Source organism: Thermostichus sp. OS-CIW-29 (assembly GCF_054058195.1).
Genome location: NZ_JBSSAB010000044.1, coordinates 1 through 19,513 on the forward strand (window position 1 = coordinate 1; position 19,513 = coordinate 19,513).

18 protein-coding genes and 1 CRISPR repeat array are annotated in these 19,513 nt (G+C 58.3%); of the genes, 7 read left to right on the forward strand and 11 right to left on the reverse strand.

The genetic code is table 11. The features are described from left to right. A CRISPR array of direct repeats spans positions 1–1,327; the repeat unit is 37 nt; unit sequence GTTTCCGTCCCCTTGCGGGGAAAAGGTAGGGATCAAC. 335 nt (positions 1,328–1,662) lie between these two features. Next, a complete protein-coding gene (gene ald, locus ACVWZJ_RS12755) occupies positions 1,663–2,751 on the forward strand; it encodes an alanine dehydrogenase (protein ID WP_457396298.1) in 1,089 nt (362 codons plus the stop codon). 33 nt (positions 2,752–2,784) lie between these two features. Here ald and ACVWZJ_RS12760 read toward each other — a convergent pair whose 3' ends face one another. The 4 genes from ACVWZJ_RS12760 to rpsN form a co-directional block, all read right to left on the reverse strand. Beyond that, entirely contained in the window at positions 2,785–3,558 is a 774-nt protein-coding gene (locus tag ACVWZJ_RS12760; protein ID WP_414407516.1) for an ABC transporter permease, read from the reverse strand. Positions 3,559–3,634: 76 nt separating this feature from the next. Further along, the gene (locus ACVWZJ_RS12765) at positions 3,635–4,471 is read right to left on the reverse strand and encodes an ABC transporter ATP-binding protein (RefSeq protein ID WP_049749636.1); all 837 of its coding nucleotides are present in this window, start codon (positions 4,469–4,471) and stop codon (positions 3,635–3,637) included. A gap of 274 nt (positions 4,472–4,745) precedes the next feature. After that, complete coding sequence (locus ACVWZJ_RS12770) at positions 4,746–5,378, reverse strand: ribonuclease D (RefSeq protein WP_011432984.1); 633 nt, start codon at positions 5,376–5,378, stop codon at positions 4,746–4,748. Between the two features lie 57 nt (positions 5,379–5,435). Further along, complete coding sequence (rpsN, locus tag ACVWZJ_RS12775; RefSeq protein WP_011432985.1) at positions 5,436–5,741, reverse strand: 30S ribosomal protein S14; 306 nt, start codon at positions 5,739–5,741, stop codon at positions 5,436–5,438. Between the two features lie 196 nt (positions 5,742–5,937). Here rpsN and ACVWZJ_RS12780 point away from each other — a divergent pair, with 196 nt between their 5' ends. After that, complete coding sequence (locus tag ACVWZJ_RS12780; RefSeq protein ID WP_457396300.1) at positions 5,938–6,252, forward strand: hypothetical protein; 315 nt, start codon at positions 5,938–5,940, stop codon at positions 6,250–6,252. On the opposite strand, the gene ACVWZJ_RS12785 is transcribed toward ACVWZJ_RS12780, so the two are convergent. Both ACVWZJ_RS12785 and ACVWZJ_RS12790 read right to left on the reverse strand, forming a co-directional pair. Then, on the reverse strand, positions 6,249–7,796 hold the full coding sequence (locus ACVWZJ_RS12785) for a YcjF family protein (RefSeq protein WP_457396301.1): 1,548 nt from the start codon (positions 7,794–7,796) through the stop codon (positions 6,249–6,251). The genes ACVWZJ_RS12780 and ACVWZJ_RS12785 overlap by 4 nt on opposite strands. Before the next feature lie 83 nt (positions 7,797–7,879). Continuing rightward, positions 7,880–8,371, reverse strand: coding sequence for a cytochrome c oxidase assembly factor Coa1 family protein (locus tag ACVWZJ_RS12790; RefSeq protein WP_457396303.1), 492 nt, complete (start codon positions 8,369–8,371; stop codon positions 7,880–7,882). A 519-nt stretch (positions 8,372–8,890) separates the two neighbouring features. On the opposite strand from ACVWZJ_RS12790, the gene ACVWZJ_RS12795 reads away from it, so the two are divergent. Beyond that, positions 8,891–9,205 (forward strand): hypothetical protein, encoded by a 315-nt coding sequence (locus tag ACVWZJ_RS12795; RefSeq protein ID WP_414400429.1) that lies wholly within the window; start codon positions 8,891–8,893, stop codon positions 9,203–9,205. Positions 9,206–9,456: 251 nt separating this feature from the next. Here the strand turns inward: ACVWZJ_RS12795 and pcrA are convergent, their stop codons facing one another. Beyond that, positions 9,457–11,820 carry a DNA helicase PcrA gene (pcrA, locus tag ACVWZJ_RS12800; protein WP_457396306.1) on the reverse strand — a complete coding sequence of 788 codons (2,364 nt, stop codon included), beginning with the start codon at positions 11,818–11,820 and terminating at the stop codon, positions 9,457–9,459. 132 nt (positions 11,821–11,952) lie between these two features. On the opposite strand from pcrA, the gene ACVWZJ_RS12805 reads away from it, so the two are divergent. Then, entirely contained in the window at positions 11,953–12,585 is a 633-nt protein-coding gene (locus tag ACVWZJ_RS12805; RefSeq protein WP_457396308.1) for a hypothetical protein, read from the forward strand. 86 nt (positions 12,586–12,671) lie between these two features. Beyond that, positions 12,672–13,361 (forward strand): hypothetical protein, encoded by a 690-nt coding sequence (locus ACVWZJ_RS12810; protein ID WP_414350767.1) that lies wholly within the window; start codon positions 12,672–12,674, stop codon positions 13,359–13,361. A 3-nt stretch (positions 13,362–13,364) separates the two neighbouring features. Here the strand turns inward: ACVWZJ_RS12810 and dapF are convergent, their stop codons facing one another. Further along, positions 13,365–14,234: a diaminopimelate epimerase gene (gene dapF, locus ACVWZJ_RS12815; RefSeq protein ID WP_041436430.1), complete on the reverse strand. Its 870-nt coding sequence runs from the start codon at positions 14,232–14,234 to the stop codon at positions 13,365–13,367. Between the two features lie 26 nt (positions 14,235–14,260). Beyond that, the gene (gene psbN / locus ACVWZJ_RS12820) at positions 14,261–14,392 is read right to left on the reverse strand and encodes a photosystem II reaction center protein PsbN (protein WP_011432995.1); all 132 of its coding nucleotides are present in this window, start codon (positions 14,390–14,392) and stop codon (positions 14,261–14,263) included. 202 nt (positions 14,393–14,594) lie between these two features. Between psbN and psbH the strand changes: the two genes are divergently transcribed. After that, positions 14,595–14,798: a photosystem II reaction center phosphoprotein PsbH gene (gene psbH, locus ACVWZJ_RS12825; protein WP_011432996.1), complete on the forward strand. Its 204-nt coding sequence runs from the start codon at positions 14,595–14,597 to the stop codon at positions 14,796–14,798. 94 nt (positions 14,799–14,892) lie between these two features. Here the strand turns inward: psbH and ACVWZJ_RS12830 are convergent, their stop codons facing one another. Beyond that, a complete protein-coding gene (locus tag ACVWZJ_RS12830; protein ID WP_148202821.1) occupies positions 14,893–15,981 on the reverse strand; it encodes a PQQ-dependent sugar dehydrogenase in 1,089 nt (362 codons plus the stop codon). A gap of 214 nt (positions 15,982–16,195) precedes the next feature. On the opposite strand from ACVWZJ_RS12830, the gene ACVWZJ_RS12835 reads away from it, so the two are divergent. Next, positions 16,196–18,658, forward strand: a complete 2,463-nt coding sequence (locus ACVWZJ_RS12835; RefSeq protein WP_011432998.1) for a glycoside hydrolase family 31 protein — start codon at positions 16,196–16,198, stop codon at positions 18,656–18,658. A 223-nt stretch (positions 18,659–18,881) separates the two neighbouring features. Here ACVWZJ_RS12835 and ACVWZJ_RS12840 read toward each other — a convergent pair whose 3' ends face one another. Further along, the gene (locus ACVWZJ_RS12840; protein ID WP_011432999.1) at positions 18,882–19,349 is read right to left on the reverse strand and encodes a peroxiredoxin family protein; all 468 of its coding nucleotides are present in this window, start codon (positions 19,347–19,349) and stop codon (positions 18,882–18,884) included. Positions 19,350–19,513 lie beyond the last annotated feature (164 nt).

Here is a 19,513-nt window from a genome sequence, read left to right on the forward strand (position 1 = left end):
GTTTCCGTCCCCTTGCGGGGAAAAGGTAGGGATCAACAGTGGTCGCTGAAGCAGCTTAACGCTGTGGATGCACTGGTTTCCGTCCCCTTGCGGGGAAAAGGTAGGGATCAACCGGAGATCTTACCAAGTGTGGCACTCGCGGTGTTGAGTGCGTTTCCGTCCCCTTGCGGGGAAAAGGTAGGGATCAACAGTGGTCGCTGAAGCAGCTTAACGCTGTGGATGCACTGGTTTCCGTCCCCTTGCGGGGAAAAGGTAGGAATCAACTTCTCCACTCCGATTACTCCCCAGCGACTCTTGAGTACAGTTTCCGTCCCCTTGCGGGGAAAAGGTAGGGATCAACGCGGGTTCCACTGGATTATCAATCCTACCGACAAAACCACGTTTCCGTCCCCTTGCGGGGAAAAGGTAGGGATCAACGTCAATATGCCTATTCCTAAAACTCAGCTGAACGATGCCGTTTCCGTCCCCTTGCGGGGAAAAGGTAGGGATCAACTTACGTAGTGGATAATTAGACTCTTCAGGATTAGCTTGTTTCCGTCCCCTTGCGGGGAAAAGGTAGGGATCAACGGTGTTCTTTCTACCCTGAAAAGGGAGGATGTTATGCAATGTTTCCGTCCCCTTGCGGGGAAAAGGTAGGGATCAACGGTGTTCTTTCTACCCTGAAAAGGGAGGATGTTATGCAATGTTTCCGTCCCCTTGCGGGGAAAAGGTAGGGATCAACCCATAAGAGTTTTATACAACTCAAGAGTCGGATTAGTTAGTTTCCGTCCCCTTGCGGGGAAAAGGTAGGGATCAACGGCTTTGCGTATATCTTCCCTGGTCGTGGGCTTCGGCGTTTCCGTCCCCTTGCGGGGAAAAGGTAGGGATCAACGTGTTGTGGATACCTTCTGACGCACACGTTGAGAAAGTAAAGTTTCCGTCCCCTTGCGGGGAAAAGGTAGGGATCAACGTGACGGACACGTGACCGAATACATGTACGTCCCGCAGTTTCCGTCCCCTTGCGGGGAAAAGGTAGGGATTAACGGTTGAACCTGGCGAACTTCGCTCTTAACGGGGTGAAGTTTCCGTCCCCTTGCGGGGAAAAGGTAGGGATCAACGTTGATCGGTATTCTAGGATGGCCATTGGTATACGCCTTGCCGCCGGGTTTCCGTCCCCTTGCGGGGAAAAGGTAGGGATCAACAAAGCCAAGCTTATCCTGGACACCCACGCTGAACCAGTGTTTCCGTCCCCTTGCGGGGAAAAGGTAGGGATCAACGCCTTACACGGCGGTGTCCGTACCTAGGCTAGTCGTTTCCGTCCCCTTGCGGGGAAAAGGTAGGGATCAACCCTACCCCCGGAAAAGCTTGAATCCATGCAGTTTTCAAGGTGCGTTCGCGAGGGAGTACGGAGACCTCGTGACATAGATATTAACATTGCTCTTGGGGATAAGCGCAAGCAAGAAAATTGGGCTTTCTGAGGCTGTTATGTCTTGTTTTCGTGCCAATCATGGCAAGAGATCTAGGTTTGCCCTTGAAATCTTGAGCTAACAAAATTAGCCTGGCGATTGCTTGCCCCGACAGATCGCGCACAAAACTTTACAATTTTCGCTCTCCTGCTCAGGCCAGGGATCCCATCGGGGAGAGAGTCTGTCTAGACTGGAAAGCAGCCCTACGGGGATCCCTATGCGAATTGGCGTGCCCAAAGAGATCAAAGAGCAAGAGTTCCGTGTCGGGCTGACACCGGCGGCGGTGCGGGCCTTGACCGAGCAGGGGCATCAGGTGTGGGTGGAAACCCAAGCGGGCCAGGGGGCGGGATTTAGCGACGAGGACTACCAAAAAGCGGGGGCCAAACTGGCCGCCACCCCTGAGGAGATCTACCGGCAGCAGTTGGTGGTGAAGGTAAAGGAGCCCTTGCCGGCTGAGTATTCTCTGCTCCATCCCGACCTTATTCTGTTCACCTATTTGCACTTGGCCGCCAGCCGCGAGCTGACCCAGGCGCTGCTGCAGTCGGGAGCCACCTGCCTTGCCTATGAAACGGTGGAATGGGCGGATGGATCCCTGCCTTTGTTGGCGCCCATGAGCATGATCGCCGGGCGGCTCTCGGTGCAGTTTGGCGCCCATTACCTCACCCGACAACAGGGGGGGCGGGGCGTGTTGCTGGGCGGGATCCCGGGGGTATCGCCGGGACGGGTGGTGATCCTGGGCGGAGGCACGGTGGGCACCGAGGCGGCCAAAATGGCCGTAGGCTTGGGGGCGCGGGTGCAGATTTTGGACATCAACCTGCAGCGGCTGAACGAGCTGGAGCTGCTCTTTGGATCCCGTGTGGAGCTGCTCTACAGCACGGCCCAAAGCGTGGAAGAGTGTGTTCGCGAGGCCGACCTGGTGGTAGGGGCAGTGCTGGTGCCGGGAAGGCGGGCCCCGGTCTTGGTGGGAGAAGAGTTGGTGGCCCAGATGCGTCCTCGCTCCCTCATTGTGGATGTGGCGGTGGATCAGGGGGGGTGCATTGCTACCACACGGGTTACCACCCATGCCCAGCCGGTTTACGAAGCCTACGGGGTGCTACACTACGGCGTTCCCAACATGCCCGGAGCCGTTCCCTGGACTTCGACCCAAGCGCTGGTCAACGCCACACTCCCCTACATCCTCAAGCTGGCCAATCTCGGCCTGGCCGCTGCTTTGGAACAAGACTCGGCCTTGGCCAAAGGGCTCAACATCAGGGCAGGAAAGATCGTCCACCCGGCAGTGCGGGCCACCTTTCCAGACCTGGGCTAGCTCAGGCAGGGGTTGGCTCCCTGGGGAGAGATGCTACTGTCGCCAGGACAGGACATAGCGCTCCAGAGCCGCGAAAAAGGTGTAGAGCAAGACACCCATGAGGCCGAGGGCAGCCAAACCCGCAAAGGCCAAAGGCACATCAAAAGAAGAACTGGCCGACACGATCAGGTAGCCCAGCCCCTGGTTGGAAGCCACCGTCTCCGAGATCACCGAGCCGACAAAAGCAAAGGAGATGGCCACTTTCAACGAGGCAAACAGGTAGGGCATGCTGTGGGGTAGCCCCACCTTGGTGAAAATCTCCCAAGAGCTGGCCCCCAGCGAGCGCAGCACATCTCGCATCTCGGCTTCCACCGTCTCCAGCCCCACCGCCACATTGACTGCAATGGGGAAAAAGGCCAGCAAAAAGGCCGTGATCACCGCCGGGATCAGGCCCAAGCCAAACCAAATCGCCAGCAGCGGCACCAAAGCCACCTTTGGGATGGTGTTAAACCCCACCAGCAGCGGGTACAAACACAGATGGGCCAGGCGGGAGCTGCCGATGATCGATCCCAGCAATATCCCCCCCACCAAAGCCAGCGCAAAGGCCAGCAGCGTCGAAGTGAGGGTGGTTAGGGAGTGGCGCAGAATCACCGGGCTCCACTGGTTCATGGCTGCGAGGATCTGGGTGGGCGCCGGCAGAATGAAGCGAGGAACGTTGAACAGCCCCACCCCCACCTGCCAGAGCACAAGGGTCAAAACGATGGTGACAGCGGGCAAGACCACAGAAGCCGTTTGGGTCTGCAAAAATCGGTCAAATGATTTTTTCATGGGATCCCTCGGCAGAAATGCGCGGTAACCTGTCCAGCAAACCTTTCCAGATTTTTTGGATCAAGGGCTCTTTGGCCTAATAGCTGCGCCGAATGTGCTGGCGCACTTCCGAGACCAAGCGGTGAAACTCGTCCGTCAGGCAGATCTCCAGCGGGCGTGGACGGGGCAGATCCACTTTGAGGGAAAAGATGATCTCGCTAGGCCGTGGCCCCATCACATAAATGGTATCGGAGAGGAAAACCGCCTCCCGCAAATCGTGAGTGATCAAAATGGCGGTGCAGCCGGTGCGCAGCCACAGCCGCTGCAACATTTCCCACATATCCTCGCGGGTAAAGGCATCCAAAGCGGCAAAAGGTTCGTCCAACAACAACAGCTCCGGCTGATGGATCAAAGCGCGGCACAGGGAAGCCCGCTGCCGCATTCCCCCAGAAAGCTGCCAAGGATAGGCTTTCTGAAAACCCTCCAAGCCTACGGTGGCCAGCAGCTCCAGCGCCGACTTCTCGTGCTGGGCCAGGTTTTGCTTGAAGGTGCGCTTGTAGGGCTCTACCACCTCCAACGGCAGCAACACGTTCTCCAGGGTTGTGCGCCAGGGCAGCAGCACCGGGTTTTGAAAGGCCATGCCCACACTCTTCAGGGGGCCGGCGATGGGCTGCAACTGAAAGTAGAGGGTGCCGCCATGGTCAGTGTTCAGGCCGGCCATCATCTTCAAAAGAGAAGTCTTGCCACAGCCGCTCGGCCCAACAATGGAGACAAACTCCGAGTGGGCAACAGAAAAGCTGACGTCGCGGATGATCGTGACTGGGGATCCCTTGGTGGGGTACTGCAGCGAGACGTGGCGCAACTCCAGAACGGGCTTGCCCGAAACAGCGGGGGAAGATAACCCACTTTGAACCACCCTCTGCGACTCCAACATTGACTCAACTCCAATGATTTTCATAGTGGCCCAAGTGAGGGCTGATCCCCCTGATCCAGACAGATGATGGCGGGAGCAATGAGGGTTGCAGGCCGGTTTATCTCGATTGGTATGGCCAACCCCATCCCCACTACATCAGAGAGAGGGGCAGCCAGCTGTGTTGCCAGATACTTTATGCGCCGGTGAGGTCCCCCCATGTTCAGCCTCAGGAGATGTGGGATCCCCGAGGGCCCGGTCATCGAAGACAGTGACTGTCTATCAAGTAAAGCCCCGCCTACTGATGTTCGAAGACGTTACTGAAGCCCAACAGATCCAGCTCTACCAAAGTAGGCAAATGTTGGAAACACTGCTGCGCCAACTCCCAGCGTTCTTCCCGCCGTAACATCTCCGCCAACTTGTGGCGCACCGGGATCAAATAGCGAACATCGTTGGCGGCATATTCCAGCTGTTCGGCGGATAGCGCGTGGACGGCTCCCCAATCGGAGCTTTGGGCAGTTTTGTTGAGTTCGACCCCGCACAGCTCGCTCACCACATCCTTGAGGCCATGCTTGCTGGTGTAGGTGCGGGCCAGTTTGCTGGCAATTTTGGTGCAAAAGACGGGCCACGCCCGGATCCCCAGGTGATAGCGCAGCATGGCCAGGTCAAAGCGGGCGTAGTGGAAGATCTTCTCAATGCTTGGAGCCATCAGCAGCTGCGCCAAAAAGGGGGCCTGCTTTACCCCGCGGCTCAGCCGCAACAGCACCACCTCACCGGCGGAGTTGGCGATTTGCACCACGCAAAGCCTGTCCCGCTGCGGGATCAACCCCATTGTTTCTGTATCCACGGCCAGGTAAGGTTCCCTGGCCAGGGCCTTTGCCACTGCAGGGGTGAGATCTTCGTCGCAGAGCTGAAAAGGTTGCAGGCCCACTCAGGATCTCTCAAAAGGGTGTTTTGGCTGCATAACCAAGCGGCGAAGGCCAGGCAACTACCAGCTAGACTTGACCACACCTGGCAATAAGCCTCTGTGGGCCATTTCCCGCAGGCTGTTGCGGCACAGGCCGAAATCGCGGAAGTAACCCCGGGGACGCCCGGTTTTCCAGCAGCGGTTGCGCAGGCGTGTGGGCGAGCTGGCCCGAGGGAGTTTTTGCAGTTGGGCGTGCAGCTCCATGCGGGTGGCCTGGTCGATGTTGGGATCGGCCATGGCTGCTTTCAGTTGTTGGCGCTTCTCCCGATACTTCTCGACCAAGCGTTGGCGCTTTTTCTCCCGCTCGATCATGCTCTTTTTAGCCACGGCTCACTGTTTCCCCAGATTTTTCAGCTTTACTAGGATAACGAGGAGCAGCGGCTCCAAGCAAGGGGATCCCAGGCCCGCCCACGGCCATCCTCGCCAATGTTCATCACTCCTTTTCCGCTCTCCGTAGGATCCCTGAGGCCAGCCCCTCGGCTTGGGGGCAACCTACCTCTACAGGCGAGGTTGGTGTTGGGTGATGGCCATTTCCAGAGTGATCCCGTTTATCGCCACCAAGTTTAGGGTTTCCCCAGAGCAGATTGAGGCCACGCGCGTGATTCTCCACAAGCCGCCGGCTCTGTTGGCAGTGCTGAAGTCGGCCTCTCCACTGCCCAAAGAGGTTTTGCAGGATCCCAGCTTGGCCTACATCTATCCTGCCGCCTTCATCCAATGGTCAAAGTGCATGCACGGCTTGGCGGAGTGGGATACCGTGCCGGCACTGAGCTACGCCGATTATGTGGCGCAAATGGAGCTGGCCTTTATGCCGACCGATATTGCCCTGAGCGGCCATTAGGGATCCCTTGGGTTGGCCATCCCATTTCGGAAGATGCGCCGGGAAGCCTCGCGGACAAACTCTTTGAGCCAACCGGATTTTTGGGTATTTTGCACCTGGGCTTTGACCACCGCCTGCATCCCCCCTTCTCCCCAGCTTTGGTTGTGCTGGAAATACTCAATGAAGCTCTTGCCGGCAATGCGGGTGAGATAGCCAGCACTGGCTGCCTGAATGGGGGCTGTCGCCAGAAAACCGACGACGCTCACTTCGGCAACGGTGGCCAAGATCCCCGTGGTCAGTTGGATCGCCCCTTCCACCAAGCCCAAGCCCGCTAGGGTTTTGGCCAGAGACAAGGCCAGCTCCCGCCCCTGCTGCAGGTTCATTTTGCAGCCGTAAAGGGATCCCAGTTCCACCACCATCTGGGCGTTGATGGCGGCAATGGCCAGCAGATCCACCGCCGGGATGGGGTTGGCGAACACCACTCCTGTAACAATCCACTGAAAGCGATCGATCACCTCCTCCGCCTGCCGGCGCAGTTGGGCTTGGAGAATCCGTTTGGCCTCTTCCCCCAACTGTTGCGATTGCAGCAGAGCATTGTCCAAGGCCAGGGATCCCCCCTCGGCATAGAGCACCGCCTGCACGCGATCCCGCACGGCGGCCACATCCGGCTCCGGTCGCCAGGTTTGGGATCCCACCCGCACAGGGGCTGGAGCAGCGGCAGCTATCAACACATCCTGAGGTGGAATCAGGGGGTAGACCCGCTCCCGCAGGCGTTGCAAGAGGATCTGCCGTTCTTCTGAGGTGTAGCGATCCGCTTTGTTCAGGATCAGCAAGGCCCGCTTGCCCAGGGCGATCAACCGGCGCAAGGGATCCACCTCTGACTGGCGCAGATCCCCATCCACCACCACCAGCAGCAGATCGGCAGCTTGGGCTTGGGCTTGCGCCTCCTGTTCCCGCATCACCCCTGCCGGGCCGATCTCCAAAATGCCGGGGCAATCCACGATCTGCACCGGCTGCGGGATCCCGGGCAAGTTCCAATCGTAACAAGCTACCGCCTGGGTGGTGCCCAGAGTGGCCCCCACCGCCCCCGCCCGCCGCCCCAGCAGCGCGTTCACCAGAGAAGTCTTGCCCGCCGACCCGGTGCCGAAGACCACCACCTTCAGCTGGGGCTGGGCCAACTGTTGGGCCAGCAGAGCCGACCGCTCCGCCAGCGCTGCCCGCGCCACTTCATCCTGGATTTGCGCTAGCTGCGCCTCCAGTTGGGCCAAGTTCTGTTGCGCCGCTTTCCGCTTTTCCAAAGCCGTCTCCGGCAAGGCAAGGGGTTGGGTAATTTCCCTCCTGCTGGGGGCGGGTTGGCGAAACAGAAACAAGTAGTAGATGGCAGCGGCCAAAAACACCAGCAGCAGCAGCACCAGCACCCCAATCAACAGCCCCCCCAAAATCGGGTGGTAGCGGGTGGCGTAGTACAGATCGAGAAACGATTGGATCAGCCAGACGATCAGCCCGGTGAACGAGGCCAACAGCGCCAACAGCAGCAGCAAGCGCAGGTAAGGGAGCGACCGCATAGGGATCCAACAAGGCCACAACCGTTCGCGTCAGCGGGACGGAGTCCTTTTGACTCTACCCGCGGCTGAGCATATCCGGCTACCTAGATGTCGCCTTCTGGCTGCAGGGGCAGGGCTTCTCCATCCGACTCTTCCTTTTCACACCGAGATTCCCCCTCGATGACCTGGATGGCCTGCGGATCCCCGTCAACTTTCACTTGCAGATGGCGCAACTGCCATGCCGAGCCGGCCATGCCCCGCTCCGATTCCACCACCACATCGCCGGTGCGCTGGGCCCCTGTAATCAAAAAGAACAGACACACCCAACCGGCTTCCTCATCTTCCTGAAAGCTCAGCCGCGAGGGCCATCCCGGCCTCAAGGGTTCCCCCAGACGTTCCACCACCACAGCATTTTGTTTGAGCTGCTCCACCGCCAATTGGTAGGTGCGATAGGCTCCTGAGGCACGGATCCCATTCCAGATCAGGATCCCTGCCCCCGCCAGCCCCAAGCCCAACACCGCCAGCAGGCCCAAACAGCCGCAGCCACAGCAGCCCAGAGGGACAGCACAGCCGACTTTTTGTGGAGTTTCTGACACAGCCCATTGCCACCCTAGAATGCCCCCACCCTAACACAAGGCTGTTGCTCATCCTCTATGCCTTCATTGCCGACAAGGTACAGACAAAAAGCCGAGCAACCCTACGCCATTTGTCGGTGACGAACATCGCTTCTCAGTTCCGTATTGCCACAGATATCTGTTACGGCCTCAAACAACAGCTCGAAAAATCATGGGATCAGCACCTCTTTGGCAAGTTCAAGCAACTCACTGTTGAGTCTAATTTTGTACTGCAGTGAGGATGGGATCCCTACGTATCCAATTGTTGGCTCTGCTCCCACTTCGATTGGAAAGGCTTGTGAAGCAAGGATTTCAAGCTTTTCGCCTGAATAGGATCTGGATGGATCAGAAAGTCAATGGATACCTGGAAAGCCCTATTTCCTGAACATTGGGAAAGATGACAAAGCGCGCATATCGAATCCGCTATTTGGCGGAGTCAATATCAGAGGGATTTATCGAGAATAAGAGCAGCAAAAGGTCTCCATCCAATCGCCTAAACCTATGGATGAAGCGACGACCGTGACCGTGCAGCAGATCATTCAAACCGCCATGATGACCGGTTTGCTCACTGCTGCTCAGGAACACGAACTTAACGTAAGGCTATTTCGAGAGGAGTGCTCCGAAGCCGACCTCTTCCTGCTGCGCCGTCTACACCGCTGCCTACGCCAGGGATCCATCCGCCAGATCCCGGCCCTGAACAACACTGTAGCGGTTGGCCGCTTTGGCCCGCCCCTGCGCCTGGTACCGGACAGAGCCGAGACAACTCAGTCCCAGCCGACTGGGTTAAGCCTGGCGAGGGATCCCAAGACCGGGTAGTCAAGCAATTACAAGCAATTAGTGACGAGGGGGCAGAGGTAAGGTCGAGGGTTGGGCAACGGTCAAATCAGGGAAAGGGGGAGCTGAGGTTTTGCTTTCCCCGTCGTGCAGCAACACATATAAAGCAAACACATATAAAGCAAGGGATCACCAACGACGTCAACGGCAAGGCAATCTCGAATGAGCTACGGACTTCTACAGCACTTCCCTTTGCCTCTCTTCATCGCTGGAGCCCTTCCGAGTTCAGCCGCCTAGCTAAGCTTTTGAATAGGATCGATACGGGGATCCAAGATTTTCTGTTGACCGATAGCGGGAAACCTCACCGCAATCGTGACCCGTTCACCACTGCCGAACACATGGGTAATCTGGCCTTGTCCGAATTGGGGATGTTGCAAACGATCTCCAATCGCCCACTGTTCTGAACGGCTTTGGCGGCGATTGGGCCTGGCCTTGGGTGCATCTGAAAGGGACAGTCCACTGCCGTGGGAGAGCTGTCGAGAAACGGCTCCGCGTCCGTCGAATTCGATTATTAACTCTTGGGGCAGTTCACTTAAAAATACCGAAGGAATAGCTGGTTCTCGGTTGCCGTAGAGCATCCTTTCCCTGGCGTGGCTGATATACAACTGCTCACGGGCACGGGTAATGCCCACGTAGCAAAGGCGTCGCTCTTCTTCCAAAGCAGCGGGATCCTCCAAAGCCCGGAAATTGGGAAATAGACCCTGTTCCACCCCCACCAAGAACACAACAGGAAACTCCAAACCTTTGGAAGAGTGCAACGTCATTAGCGAAACTTTCTCAGCGCCTTCCTGAAGGTTGTCCAAGTCGGAAGCCAAAGACACATTGCTCAAAAAAGCCTCAAGGCTGGGATCCTCCTGTTCTTCCTCGAATTGGCGGGCGGCATTGTAAAGTTCCATCACGTTGGCCGCTCTTTCTTCGGCTTCGTCTGTACCCTGTGCCTTGAGATCCTCCAAATAGCCGGAATCCCTTAGCAACCCTTCGATAAGGGTGGCGGCTGAAGTCTGAGAAGCCTGTCGATGCCAATGCTGAATCAACTGAGCAAACTGAATGACAGGCTTAGCCGAACGGCCCGCCAAGCTACTTACAGAGGTTTCGTCGCTGAGAATTTCCCACAAAGGCACGTTGAGAGCCGCCGCCGCTTCGGTCAGCTTGTCCAGGGTGGATTTGCCGATGCCACGGCGCGGCACGTTAATAATTCGCAGCAGGCTAAAGGAGTCGGCAGGGTTGGCCACAACCCGTAAATAGGCTAGGACATCCTTAATTTCTTTGCGGTCGTAAAATCGCAGTCCGCCTACCACCGTGTAAGGGATCCCCCACCGCAGCAAGACCTCTTCAAAAGGACGGGATTGAGCGTTGATGCGGTAGAGAATGGCAAAATCTCCCCAGGAAAAAGCATTGGCATTTTGGCCGTGTAATCGTCGGATGGTATTGACGACAAACTCGGCCTCTGCAATCTCATCATCCGCCTGATGAAGAAAAATCGGATTTCCTTGCTGACGGGTTGGCCTGAGAACTTTATCAATGCGCTCTGTATTTTTCTCGATGAGAGCGTTAGCTGCCTGCAGAATGGTAGCTGTAGAGCGATAGTTCTCCTCCAGCTTGACCATGGTGCGGGTATCATCATCCGGGAGACCATCTCCAAAGGTCTCTTGAAACTCCAGCAAAATGGTAAAATCTGCCCCGCGAAACCGATAGATGCTTTGATCAGCATCTCCCACCACAAAGATCGATCGGTTTCTCCAATCCAACCGAGATCTGCAGGTCTCGCCGTTGGTGGCCAACAGACGAATCAACTCATACTGAGTGCGGTTGGTGTCTTGGTATTCATCCACCAAAATGTGTCGAAATCGTTGGTGCCAGTAAGCCAACACCTGCTCGTTTTGTCGAAAAAGCTGCACTGGTATCCAAATCAAGTTATCAAAGTCCAGAGCATTGTTGGCTGCCAGTTGGTCTTCATAGATTTCGTAAACTTGGGCAATGGTACGGCCACGGAAGTTGGGCTGATTGCGCTCCAGGTCGGCAGGAGTCCAACCTTGGTTTTTGGCATTGCTAATGGCGTAGCGTACCGACCTTGGGTCAAACTTGCGCTCATCCAAGTTCAGTTGCTTGGTTACAATCTCCTTCACCAGAGATTGGGCATCTGATTCATCGAAGATCGAGAAGTGGCGAGTCCACTTGCGCCCCTTGGGATCCTGATATTTTTCGATCTCCAGGCGCAGGATCTGGGCAAATAAGCTGTGGAACGTGCCAATCCAAAGAGGCTTAATCCAGCGGTGGTAAACAGCAGATTTTAGTCGCGTTGCCTGGGCCGGCTCCAATTCCTCTAAGGGGATCCCAAATTGTTCTTGAGCTTCTTGTTCGGCAAAGAGCTGCTCAATGCGCTCTTTCATCTCACGGGCGGCCTTGTTGGTGAAGGTCACGGCCAAAATTTCTCCTGGATCCACCCGATAGTGGCGAACCAGGTAGGCAATGCGGTGGGTGAGGGCGCGCGTCTTGCCGGAACCTGCCCCCGCCACCACCAGCAGCGGGCCACAAAAGTGTTGCACCGCTTGCCGTTGAGAAGGGTTGAGGGCATCCAGCAAAGAGGCGTGAGTCATGGCCAGCAAACCAGAAACTGCCTTCCATTATGGGCACCAACCCAATGGGGATGAGAAGCCCAGAGGGCATTTTGGAGCACCAAAGATGAAGATCGGTTAAGATTTGGCCGGCCCGCTCCAGAGCTCCCCGCCATGAACCGAGTGCTGTCCTGCTGCTGTGCCCCGGCTAACCGCTGCTGGCTTTGCGTTCAAAAGAGACTTGTGGCTTTGGGGTTTGCCACCCTTGCCCTGCTTTCTCAAGGTGCGTTCGATCCCGCCCAAGCTGGCAACTGCCCCAGCAACGGCAACCCCAAAACATCTCTTGACCTCAAGGTGGAAAGCGTTTCTGGGGATCGGCTTGACTTAGGTCGGTATGAGGGCATTCAAGCGTTGATCTTGACCAACAGCCAAACCCGCTCGCAATCGGAAGCCCTCTCCAAAAGTTTGGCCCTGGAGTTTGGGCAAAACCCTCGGCTGCGCCAGATCGTGCTGGTGGATGGCAGGGGGCTGCTGCTGGTGCGCCACTTGGTTTTGCAGGCCATCCGGGAGAGTGTACCGACGGATCCCCGCCTGGTTTCTCCGTTTGTGTATGTCTCGGTCGATTTTGAGGGAGCAACCATCCAGAAGCTGCAAGAAATAGCCGCTGCAGCTTTGCCTGGGATCAATTTTCGCCGCCAGGCTGTTTTGTTGCTGTTGGACGGCCAGGGAACTCTTCTGAGCGGATTTGCCGACTTGGAGCAATCCAACCTCAGCATTCGCCGGTGCATTCGCACCCTCATGGGATAGTCCCACTTCCCTTTCACACCGGCAACGCCTCTCCTCTGCTGCTCTGGCCCAAGCCATTAAACTGGTCATACCGGTCATGTTGAAGCTTGAAGTCAACCATTCGAACGACGGTTCACTGTTTACGGGATCCCATGCGCCGCCAGCTCAAAATCTTGAACCAAATCCTCGATTACAAGCTTGCGAACTTGCGGCTGTTTGGCCGAGCCGAGCTGAAGGGGCCTGTTCTCAACGTGCTGCTGGAACGGCTGCCGGGCGATGTGGTGGATACCCTGCAGGTGATGGAGGTGGTGCGCAGTGCGGTGGAAGCCTCTCTGCTGCAAGGGTTGCGCAAGGTCAACGTTTACCTTTGGTGCCGCGGACAAACTGAAGAAGCGCCGGAGTGGAGCGAAAGCTTTGCTGTAGAGCCATTGGTCTTGGCCCACCCCAAGGAGCTCCGAAGCCTTGCTTTCAACTATCGACAAGACTATCCCGGCATGCGGGTGCTGTTTTTCTGCCTGGGCCTTTGTCTGGGCGGCTTTTACCTGTTGGGGGGCTGGGAGCAGACAGGTTGGATCGATTGGATCCCCGTAGGACTGGCCTTCGCCTTGGGGGTGATCTTCCCCTGGCTCAAACGCTCCCTCAGCCAGTTTGTACACCCTCTATTTCTCCGCCTTGGCCTGGGCTTGGGCTTGGTCTTATTGGGCCTGGCAGTGGCGCTGATCTGGCGGCAGGGCTGGAGCGTTGCCTATGGGATCCTCGGCCTCCTGGCCATCCTCCTGTTGGGTCTGGGAGCCTAGTTCTCAACCGGCAGTGGTGCCGCTGAAGACGTGTAGGGCAGGGCCGGTCATCCACACGTGCTGTGTGCTCGGATCCCAGCGAATTTCCAGATTTCCTCCCGGCAGTTCTACTGTAGCTTGCGATTCTGCGCGCTCCTCCAAAACAGCAGCCACCAAAACAGCACAGGCACCCGTCCCACAAGCCAGCGTTGCCCCTGCTCCCCGCTCCCAAACCCGTAGGCGCAGACGAGTCGGGCTGAGCACCTGCACAAATTCGGTGTTGGTGCGCTCAGGAAAGGCCGGATGATGCTCAAACAGGGGGCCCACAGCTGCCAAGTCCAGCTCCTCCAGGGATCCCTCTTCTTCCAGGAAGACCACACAATGAGGATTGCCCATGCTCACCGCCGTCACCCGCCACTCTCGCCCGGCCACTGCAAGCGGCTGCCGAATGACCTTCTCATCCGGTTCGACCAGGGTGGTGGGGATCTGCTTGGCCAAAAGGCGAGGGATCCCCATGTCCACTGTGACCAGCCCATCTGCCCGCACCTGCGGCACGATTCGCCCCGCCAAGGTGTGGATCTGGTAGGCGCCATCCCGACCTGGGATCCCCAAGTCCTGCAGAAAGCGGGCCAAACAGCGGATCCCATTGCCGCACATCTCCGCCTCGGAACCGTCGCTGTTGAAGAGGCGCATGCTGAAATCTGCCCCCTCCTGCCCCGGCAGCAGGAAGATAACCCCATCGGCTCCTACCCCAAAGCGGCGATTGCAAAGGGCGACGGCCTCTTCCGGGCTCAAGCAGGGTTGAGACTGCCAGCGGTTGTCCACCAAGATAAAATCGTTCCCCAACCCCTGGTACTTGTGAAAGGAGAGACGGGGGGTCAACCGAGCAGACATTTACCCAGATATCCCAACGACAGGCCTTAATCCTCGTGCATCTCGTAGGGATCCTGCAAGTCCTTGGAAGGGGGGCCAAAGGCCGTGTAGATGGCAAACGCAGTGATGCAGATGGTAACTGCCGCAATCGCCACAATCAGGGAAAAGGTGGGCTCCATATCGTTGTCTTTGATCCTGAGAGTATTCGACTACAGTATTACACAAGTTTACAATTCATTGCCCAAGACAAAAAGGTTCGGCCAGATTCTGATAGCGTGATTTTAAAAGGCGGCTGCTTTGGCGGTGCTGAGCACCAGGGATCCGCCTTCGAGCCTGCTATCTTCGACTTCGTCAACGTGTTCGGTTTCTAAGCGAGAACCTATGGCCATTCGTACCAGACTGGGCGATCTGCTGCGTCCCCTCAACTCGGAATACGGTAAAGTGGCTCCCGGCTGGGGCACCACGCCCCTGATGGCGGTCTTCATGGCCCTATTCGCCGTCTTCCTGTTGATCATCCTGCAGATTTACAACAAGTCGCTGCTTTTGGAAGACATTAACGTCTCCTGGGAGAGCCTCAGCTTTTGAGTTCCCAGGCCCTACTCTGGGGAAAGTCCCTGTCCCGCCAAAGAGCTGCCCAGCGGGAGCAGGATAGTTTCCGTCATCTCCTAAGCCGGTGCCTTCAGGGTGCTGGCTCCAGGCGCAGCAGGGATCCACTGGGGGCATCGGTCAACAGGTAGAGCAAGCCATCCGGCCCCTGCCGCACATCGCGAATGCGACCCACCGCCCCTTCCAGCAGGCGCTCTTCCGCCACCACCCGCTCTCCATCCAGTACCAAGCGCGCCAGGTGTTGCCCGGCCAGCGCCCCCACAAATAGGTTGCCCCGCCATTCGGGGAAAGCCTCCCCTGTGTAGAAAGTCATGCCGGAAGGGGCAATTGAGGGTGTCCAGTGCAGCAGGGGCGAAGCCAATCCAGGAGCTGCCGCCAGTCCTTGGCCGATAGGTTCCCCCGTATATTCTCGACCGTGGGTGATCAAGGGCCAGCCGTAGTTGACGCCGGGGGCCAAGATGTTGATCTCGTCTCCACCCTGGGGCCCATGCTCGTGGGACCAAATCGCTCCCGTCTCGGGGTGGCGGGCTATTCCCTGAATGTTGCGGTTGCCGTAGGTAAAAATTGCCGGCAAAGCCCCCGCTCGGCCGACAAATGGGTTGTCCGCCGGGATCCCGCCCGCATCCGTAATGCGCAACACTTTACCGGCAGAATCCCCCAAATCTTGGGCTCGATCCCGTTCTCCCCGGTCTCCGGTGCTGATGTAGAGGAATCCTTCTTCGTCAAAGACCAAACGGGAGCCAAAGTGCTGCCGGGCAGGGGTTTTGCGCTCCATATCAAAAATCACTTCCAGATCCTGTAGGCCCCCTTCCCCCAGACGGGCTCGCGCCACCCGCGTGCCTCCCCCACCGGGCCCAGGAGCGGCATAGGACAGGTAAATCCAGCCGTTCTCTGCATGGTTGGGGTGCAAGGCGATGTCCAGCAGGCCCCCCTGCCCCTGGGCAAACACCTCGGGCACACCGGCTATGGGCTGGGGATCCAATCCCTGGGGGGTAACTCGGCGCAGCCGCCCTGGGCGTTCGGTAACCAAGAGAGTTCCATCCGGCAAAAAGGCCATCCCCCAAGGGTGCTCCAAACCCTGGGCCAAAGTAACCACCCGAAACGCTTGCTCCGTTCTGGCCCTGGGCAAGGCTTGGGCATGATCCCCCTGTTGCAGGGTCATCACCATCTCCGGGCTGACCGGGTAGGCCGCCACGACAGCGGGGACGGACACCCCCCCAAAAAGCAGCAGTGAGGAGAGAAGCTTGATCGCCGGGATCCTCATGGCCATTGCCGCCTCGTTTTCGCGATGGATTCTGGGGTCTGAGCTAGTCGATTATTACCGCTGCTCTTCTGGAGATGGGTACCGATGAGGGTAAAACCCACTGCAGACCAGAGTGGGCAACCCCCTGTCCCCTCCCGGCCATAGGCTAGCCTTGAGAGCAGCAATCTGTCTCCAAAGCATGCTGGAACCTGGCGAGATCTTGGGACTCGATCCCGCGGGCGCGAACGGCCAATCCCCCGCCCGCCCGCCCCAAAGGCAAACTTGTGGATCCCTGCAGCAGCTCCAGCCCCACTCCAGAGGGATCCACCTCATCTGTGCCCAGGGCCGCTGGTCTATGCAGGTGCTCACCCCCCGTCTGTTTCGGCTGCGCTTTAGCCCCAGCGGAGCGTTTTTGCCCCGTCGTTCCTGGGATGTGGCTCCAGCCGATGAAGAGTGGCCGCCGGCTCCCTTTGAACTGCAGGAAAGCTCCACCCAAATCCACCTGTCCACCTCCCAGGTGCAAGTTCAGATCGGTCGGGATCCCCTCCGGTTCAGTTTTCAAGACTCTCAAGGGCAAGAGTTTTGCGCCGATGTCTCCTCTGGGCTTACCTGGGGATCCGATAGCATCCGCCTGGTCAAACACCTCCACCCTGCCGAGCACATCTATGGCCTAGGGGAACGGGCGGGGCTACTCAACAAACGGGGTCGGCGCTACAGCCACTGGACTCGCGACTGCTGGAACTACGACGCCCACAGCGACAATCTCTACCAGGCCATTCCCTTCGCCCTGTTTCTTCGCCCCAACCTCTGCTACGGGCTCTTCCTGCACTGCACCCACTGGAGCCAGTTCGACCTGGGCCAGATCGATCCCGAGCAGTGGGCCATCGAGGTGCGCGCCCCCGAGCTGGATTACTACCTGATCTACGGCCCCACCCCGGCCTTGGTGCTCGAGACCTACACCCAACTCACTGGGCGGCCTCCCCTTCCTCCCCTCTGGGCCTTGGGCTACCAACAGTGCCGCTGGAGCTACGCCAGCGCCGCCCAGGTTCAAACCGTTGCGCAGCAATTTCGCCAGCGGCAGATCCCCTGCGACGTCATTTACTTGGATATCGACTACATGCGCGGCTACCGCGTCTTCACCTGGGATCCCCGCCGCTTCCCCGAACCGGCCCGGCTCATGGCCCAACTCCACGAGGCTGGCTTCCGGGTGGTAGCCATTGTGGATCCCGGCGTCAAGTTCGAGCCCGAAGCCGACTACGCCGTCTTCGACGAGGGCTTGGCCCAGGATTTCTTTATCCGCCGCGCCGACGGCCACCTCTTCCATGGCTACGTTTGGCCAGGCAAAGTCCTCTTTCCCGACTTCTTGCGCCCCGGAGTGCGGCAGTGGTGGGGATCCTGGCAACGGGTTCTCACCCAAGCCGGTGTGGATGGCATCTGGAACGACATGAACGAGCCGGCCCTCAACGACCGCCCCTTTGGAGACGGCGGCCAGATCGTCGATATCCCCCTCGATGCCCCCCAAGGCCCACCCGACGAACCCACCACCCACGCCGAAGTTCACAACCTGTACGGCCTGCTGATGACACGCGCTTCCCGTGAAGGCTTGGAACAGCTCAACCCCAACCGGCGCCCCTTCGTGCTGACTCGCTCCGGCTTTGCTGGGATCCAGCGCTGGGCTGCCGTCTGGACAGGCGACAACCAATCCTCCTGGGAACACCTGGAGATGTCCCTGCCCATGCTCCTAAACCTGGGCCTGTCGGGAGTTAGCTTTGTCGGCGCGGACATCGGCGGCTTCGGTGGCAATGCCACTCCCGAGCTGTTTGCCCGTTGGATGCAAATGGGAATTCTTTACCCCCTCATGCGTGGCCACAGCGCCCTGGGCACCCGCCCTCACGAGCCTTGGAGCTTTGGCCTCGAAGTGGAAACCATCTGCCGGCAGGCCATTCAGTTGCGTTACCAGCTGCTGCCCTACCTCTACAGCCTCTTTTGGGAGTCCAGCCAAACCGGATCCCCCATCTTGCGCCCCCTTCTCTACGAGTTTCCCGACGATCCGCAAACCTACGAGATCTCAGATCAAGCCATGCTGGGATCCGCCCTCCTAGCTGCCCCTGTGGTTCGGCCTGGCGTGCGGTGCCGCGCTGTTTACCTACCCCAGGGCACTTGGTTTGATTGGTGGACAGGTCAGGCCCACACCGGCCCCCGCTACATTCTCGTCCCTGCCCCTCTCGAACAACTGCCGCTGTTTGTGCGGGGTGGCTCCGTTCTGCCTTTAGCTCCCCCCTGCCCGTCCACCGCCCACCTGCGCCGTGACCAACCGCACCTCAAACTCTACCCCGGCAACGGCAGCTTCACCCTCTACGAAGACGACGGGGAAACCCTCGCCCATCGAGCAGGAGCCTGGGCCACCACCCTCTTCCGCTTGCGACAGCAAAATGGCCAGCTCATTCTGGAGATCGAGGCCCGCCAGGGCAACTGGAGCCCGCCCCAGCGTAGCTGGCTTCTGGAGCCCCTTGGCCACACTCCCCTCTCCCTGCCGGACACCGGACAGCCGCAACGGGTTCTCTGGCCCACCCCAGAGGATCCCCCGTTTAGGTGACATACTCCCATCACTGACCCTACAGGTACAGCGTGGGCTTCTCGCTTCATCGGGGAGCTACTGCAAGAACCCTCTGCGAGCAGACACGGGATGCCCCACCGCGTAGTTGCACCAGATTCCGGCAACGCCGTTTTGTACAACCATGTTGATTATAGTACAGAATATATCCGCCTTTCATCCCGACCCTCCTGCTGTTGCAGAGAGTGCGGGGCTTCCCGGCGAGCTAGCTAATCGCCCTCACGGCCTCCAGCAGCTCCCGGTTGTCTCGCTTGAACAAGGGCAGCCACTCCACATGCTGGTAGCGTAGGATCCCTTGGCTATCCACCAAAAAATAGGCCCGCCGCGTCCCCAGCAGGCTGTCCACCCCGTACTGCTGGCTCACGGTTCTGTCCACATCGCTCAGCAAAGGAAACTCCAGCTTAAGCTGCTCGGCAAAGGCTTGGTGCCTGGAGAGGGGATCGCTGCTGATCCCCAAGATCTCGCAGCCCGCGGCCCGGAAAGCTTCCCAATCCTCCCGAAAGCAACGCATCTCGCTCGTGCATACCGGGGAAAAATCCGCCGGGTAAAAGGCCAGCAACACCTTGCTCTTGCCCCGGTAGGCCGCCAGTGAAATCTGGGCTCCCTTTTGGATCCCTTTCCCCACCGCAGGCAAGCTAAAGTCAGGAGCAACAGCCCCAATCACAATCCCCATAGACCCGTCTAACCCAATCTGAGCTCACTTCAACAGTCTAACGGTGGATCCGGATCCCTTCTGGCTTCAAAAAATTTTGGGTTGGATATCTTGACGGGGTGGTGGGGGTGGGGATAGGGTAGTAAAGCGCCACAAGGCCACCCAGCCCCGGCGCCCCAGAACCT

What these genes read in the sequence shown, in the direction of transcription:
- ald (WP_457396298.1), top strand. Translation starts at nt 1,663, where the DNA reads ATGCGAATTGGCGTGCCCAAAGAGATCAAAGAGCAAGAGTTCCGTGTC.
- ACVWZJ_RS12760 (WP_414407516.1), bottom strand. Translation starts at nt 3,558, where the DNA reads ATGAAAAAATCATTTGACCGATTTTTGCAGACCCAAACGGCTTCTGTG.
- ACVWZJ_RS12765 (WP_049749636.1), bottom strand. Translation starts at nt 4,471, where the DNA reads ATGTTGGAGTCGCAGAGGGTGGTTCAAAGTGGGTTATCTTCCCCCGCT.
- ACVWZJ_RS12780 (WP_457396300.1), top strand. Translation starts at nt 5,938, where the DNA reads ATGGCCATTTCCAGAGTGATCCCGTTTATCGCCACCAAGTTTAGGGTT.
- ACVWZJ_RS12785 (WP_457396301.1), bottom strand. Translation starts at nt 7,796, where the DNA reads ATGCGGTCGCTCCCTTACCTGCGCTTGCTGCTGCTGTTGGCGCTGTTG.
- ACVWZJ_RS12795 (WP_414400429.1), top strand. Translation starts at nt 8,891, where the DNA reads ATGGATGAAGCGACGACCGTGACCGTGCAGCAGATCATTCAAACCGCC.
- pcrA (WP_457396306.1), bottom strand. Translation starts at nt 11,820, where the DNA reads ATGACTCACGCCTCTTTGCTGGATGCCCTCAACCCTTCTCAACGGCAA.
- ACVWZJ_RS12805 (WP_457396308.1), top strand. Translation starts at nt 11,953, where the DNA reads ATGAACCGAGTGCTGTCCTGCTGCTGTGCCCCGGCTAACCGCTGCTGG.
- dapF (WP_041436430.1), bottom strand. Translation starts at nt 14,234, where the DNA reads ATGTCTGCTCGGTTGACCCCCCGTCTCTCCTTTCACAAGTACCAGGGG.
- psbN (WP_011432995.1), bottom strand. Translation starts at nt 14,392, where the DNA reads ATGGAGCCCACCTTTTCCCTGATTGTGGCGATTGCGGCAGTTACCATC.
- psbH (WP_011432996.1), top strand. Translation starts at nt 14,595, where the DNA reads ATGGCCATTCGTACCAGACTGGGCGATCTGCTGCGTCCCCTCAACTCG.
- ACVWZJ_RS12830 (WP_148202821.1), bottom strand. Translation starts at nt 15,981, where the DNA reads ATGACCCTGCAACAGGGGGATCATGCCCAAGCCTTGCCCAGGGCCAGA.
- ACVWZJ_RS12840 (WP_011432999.1), bottom strand. Translation starts at nt 19,349, where the DNA reads ATGGGGATTGTGATTGGGGCTGTTGCTCCTGACTTTAGCTTGCCTGCG.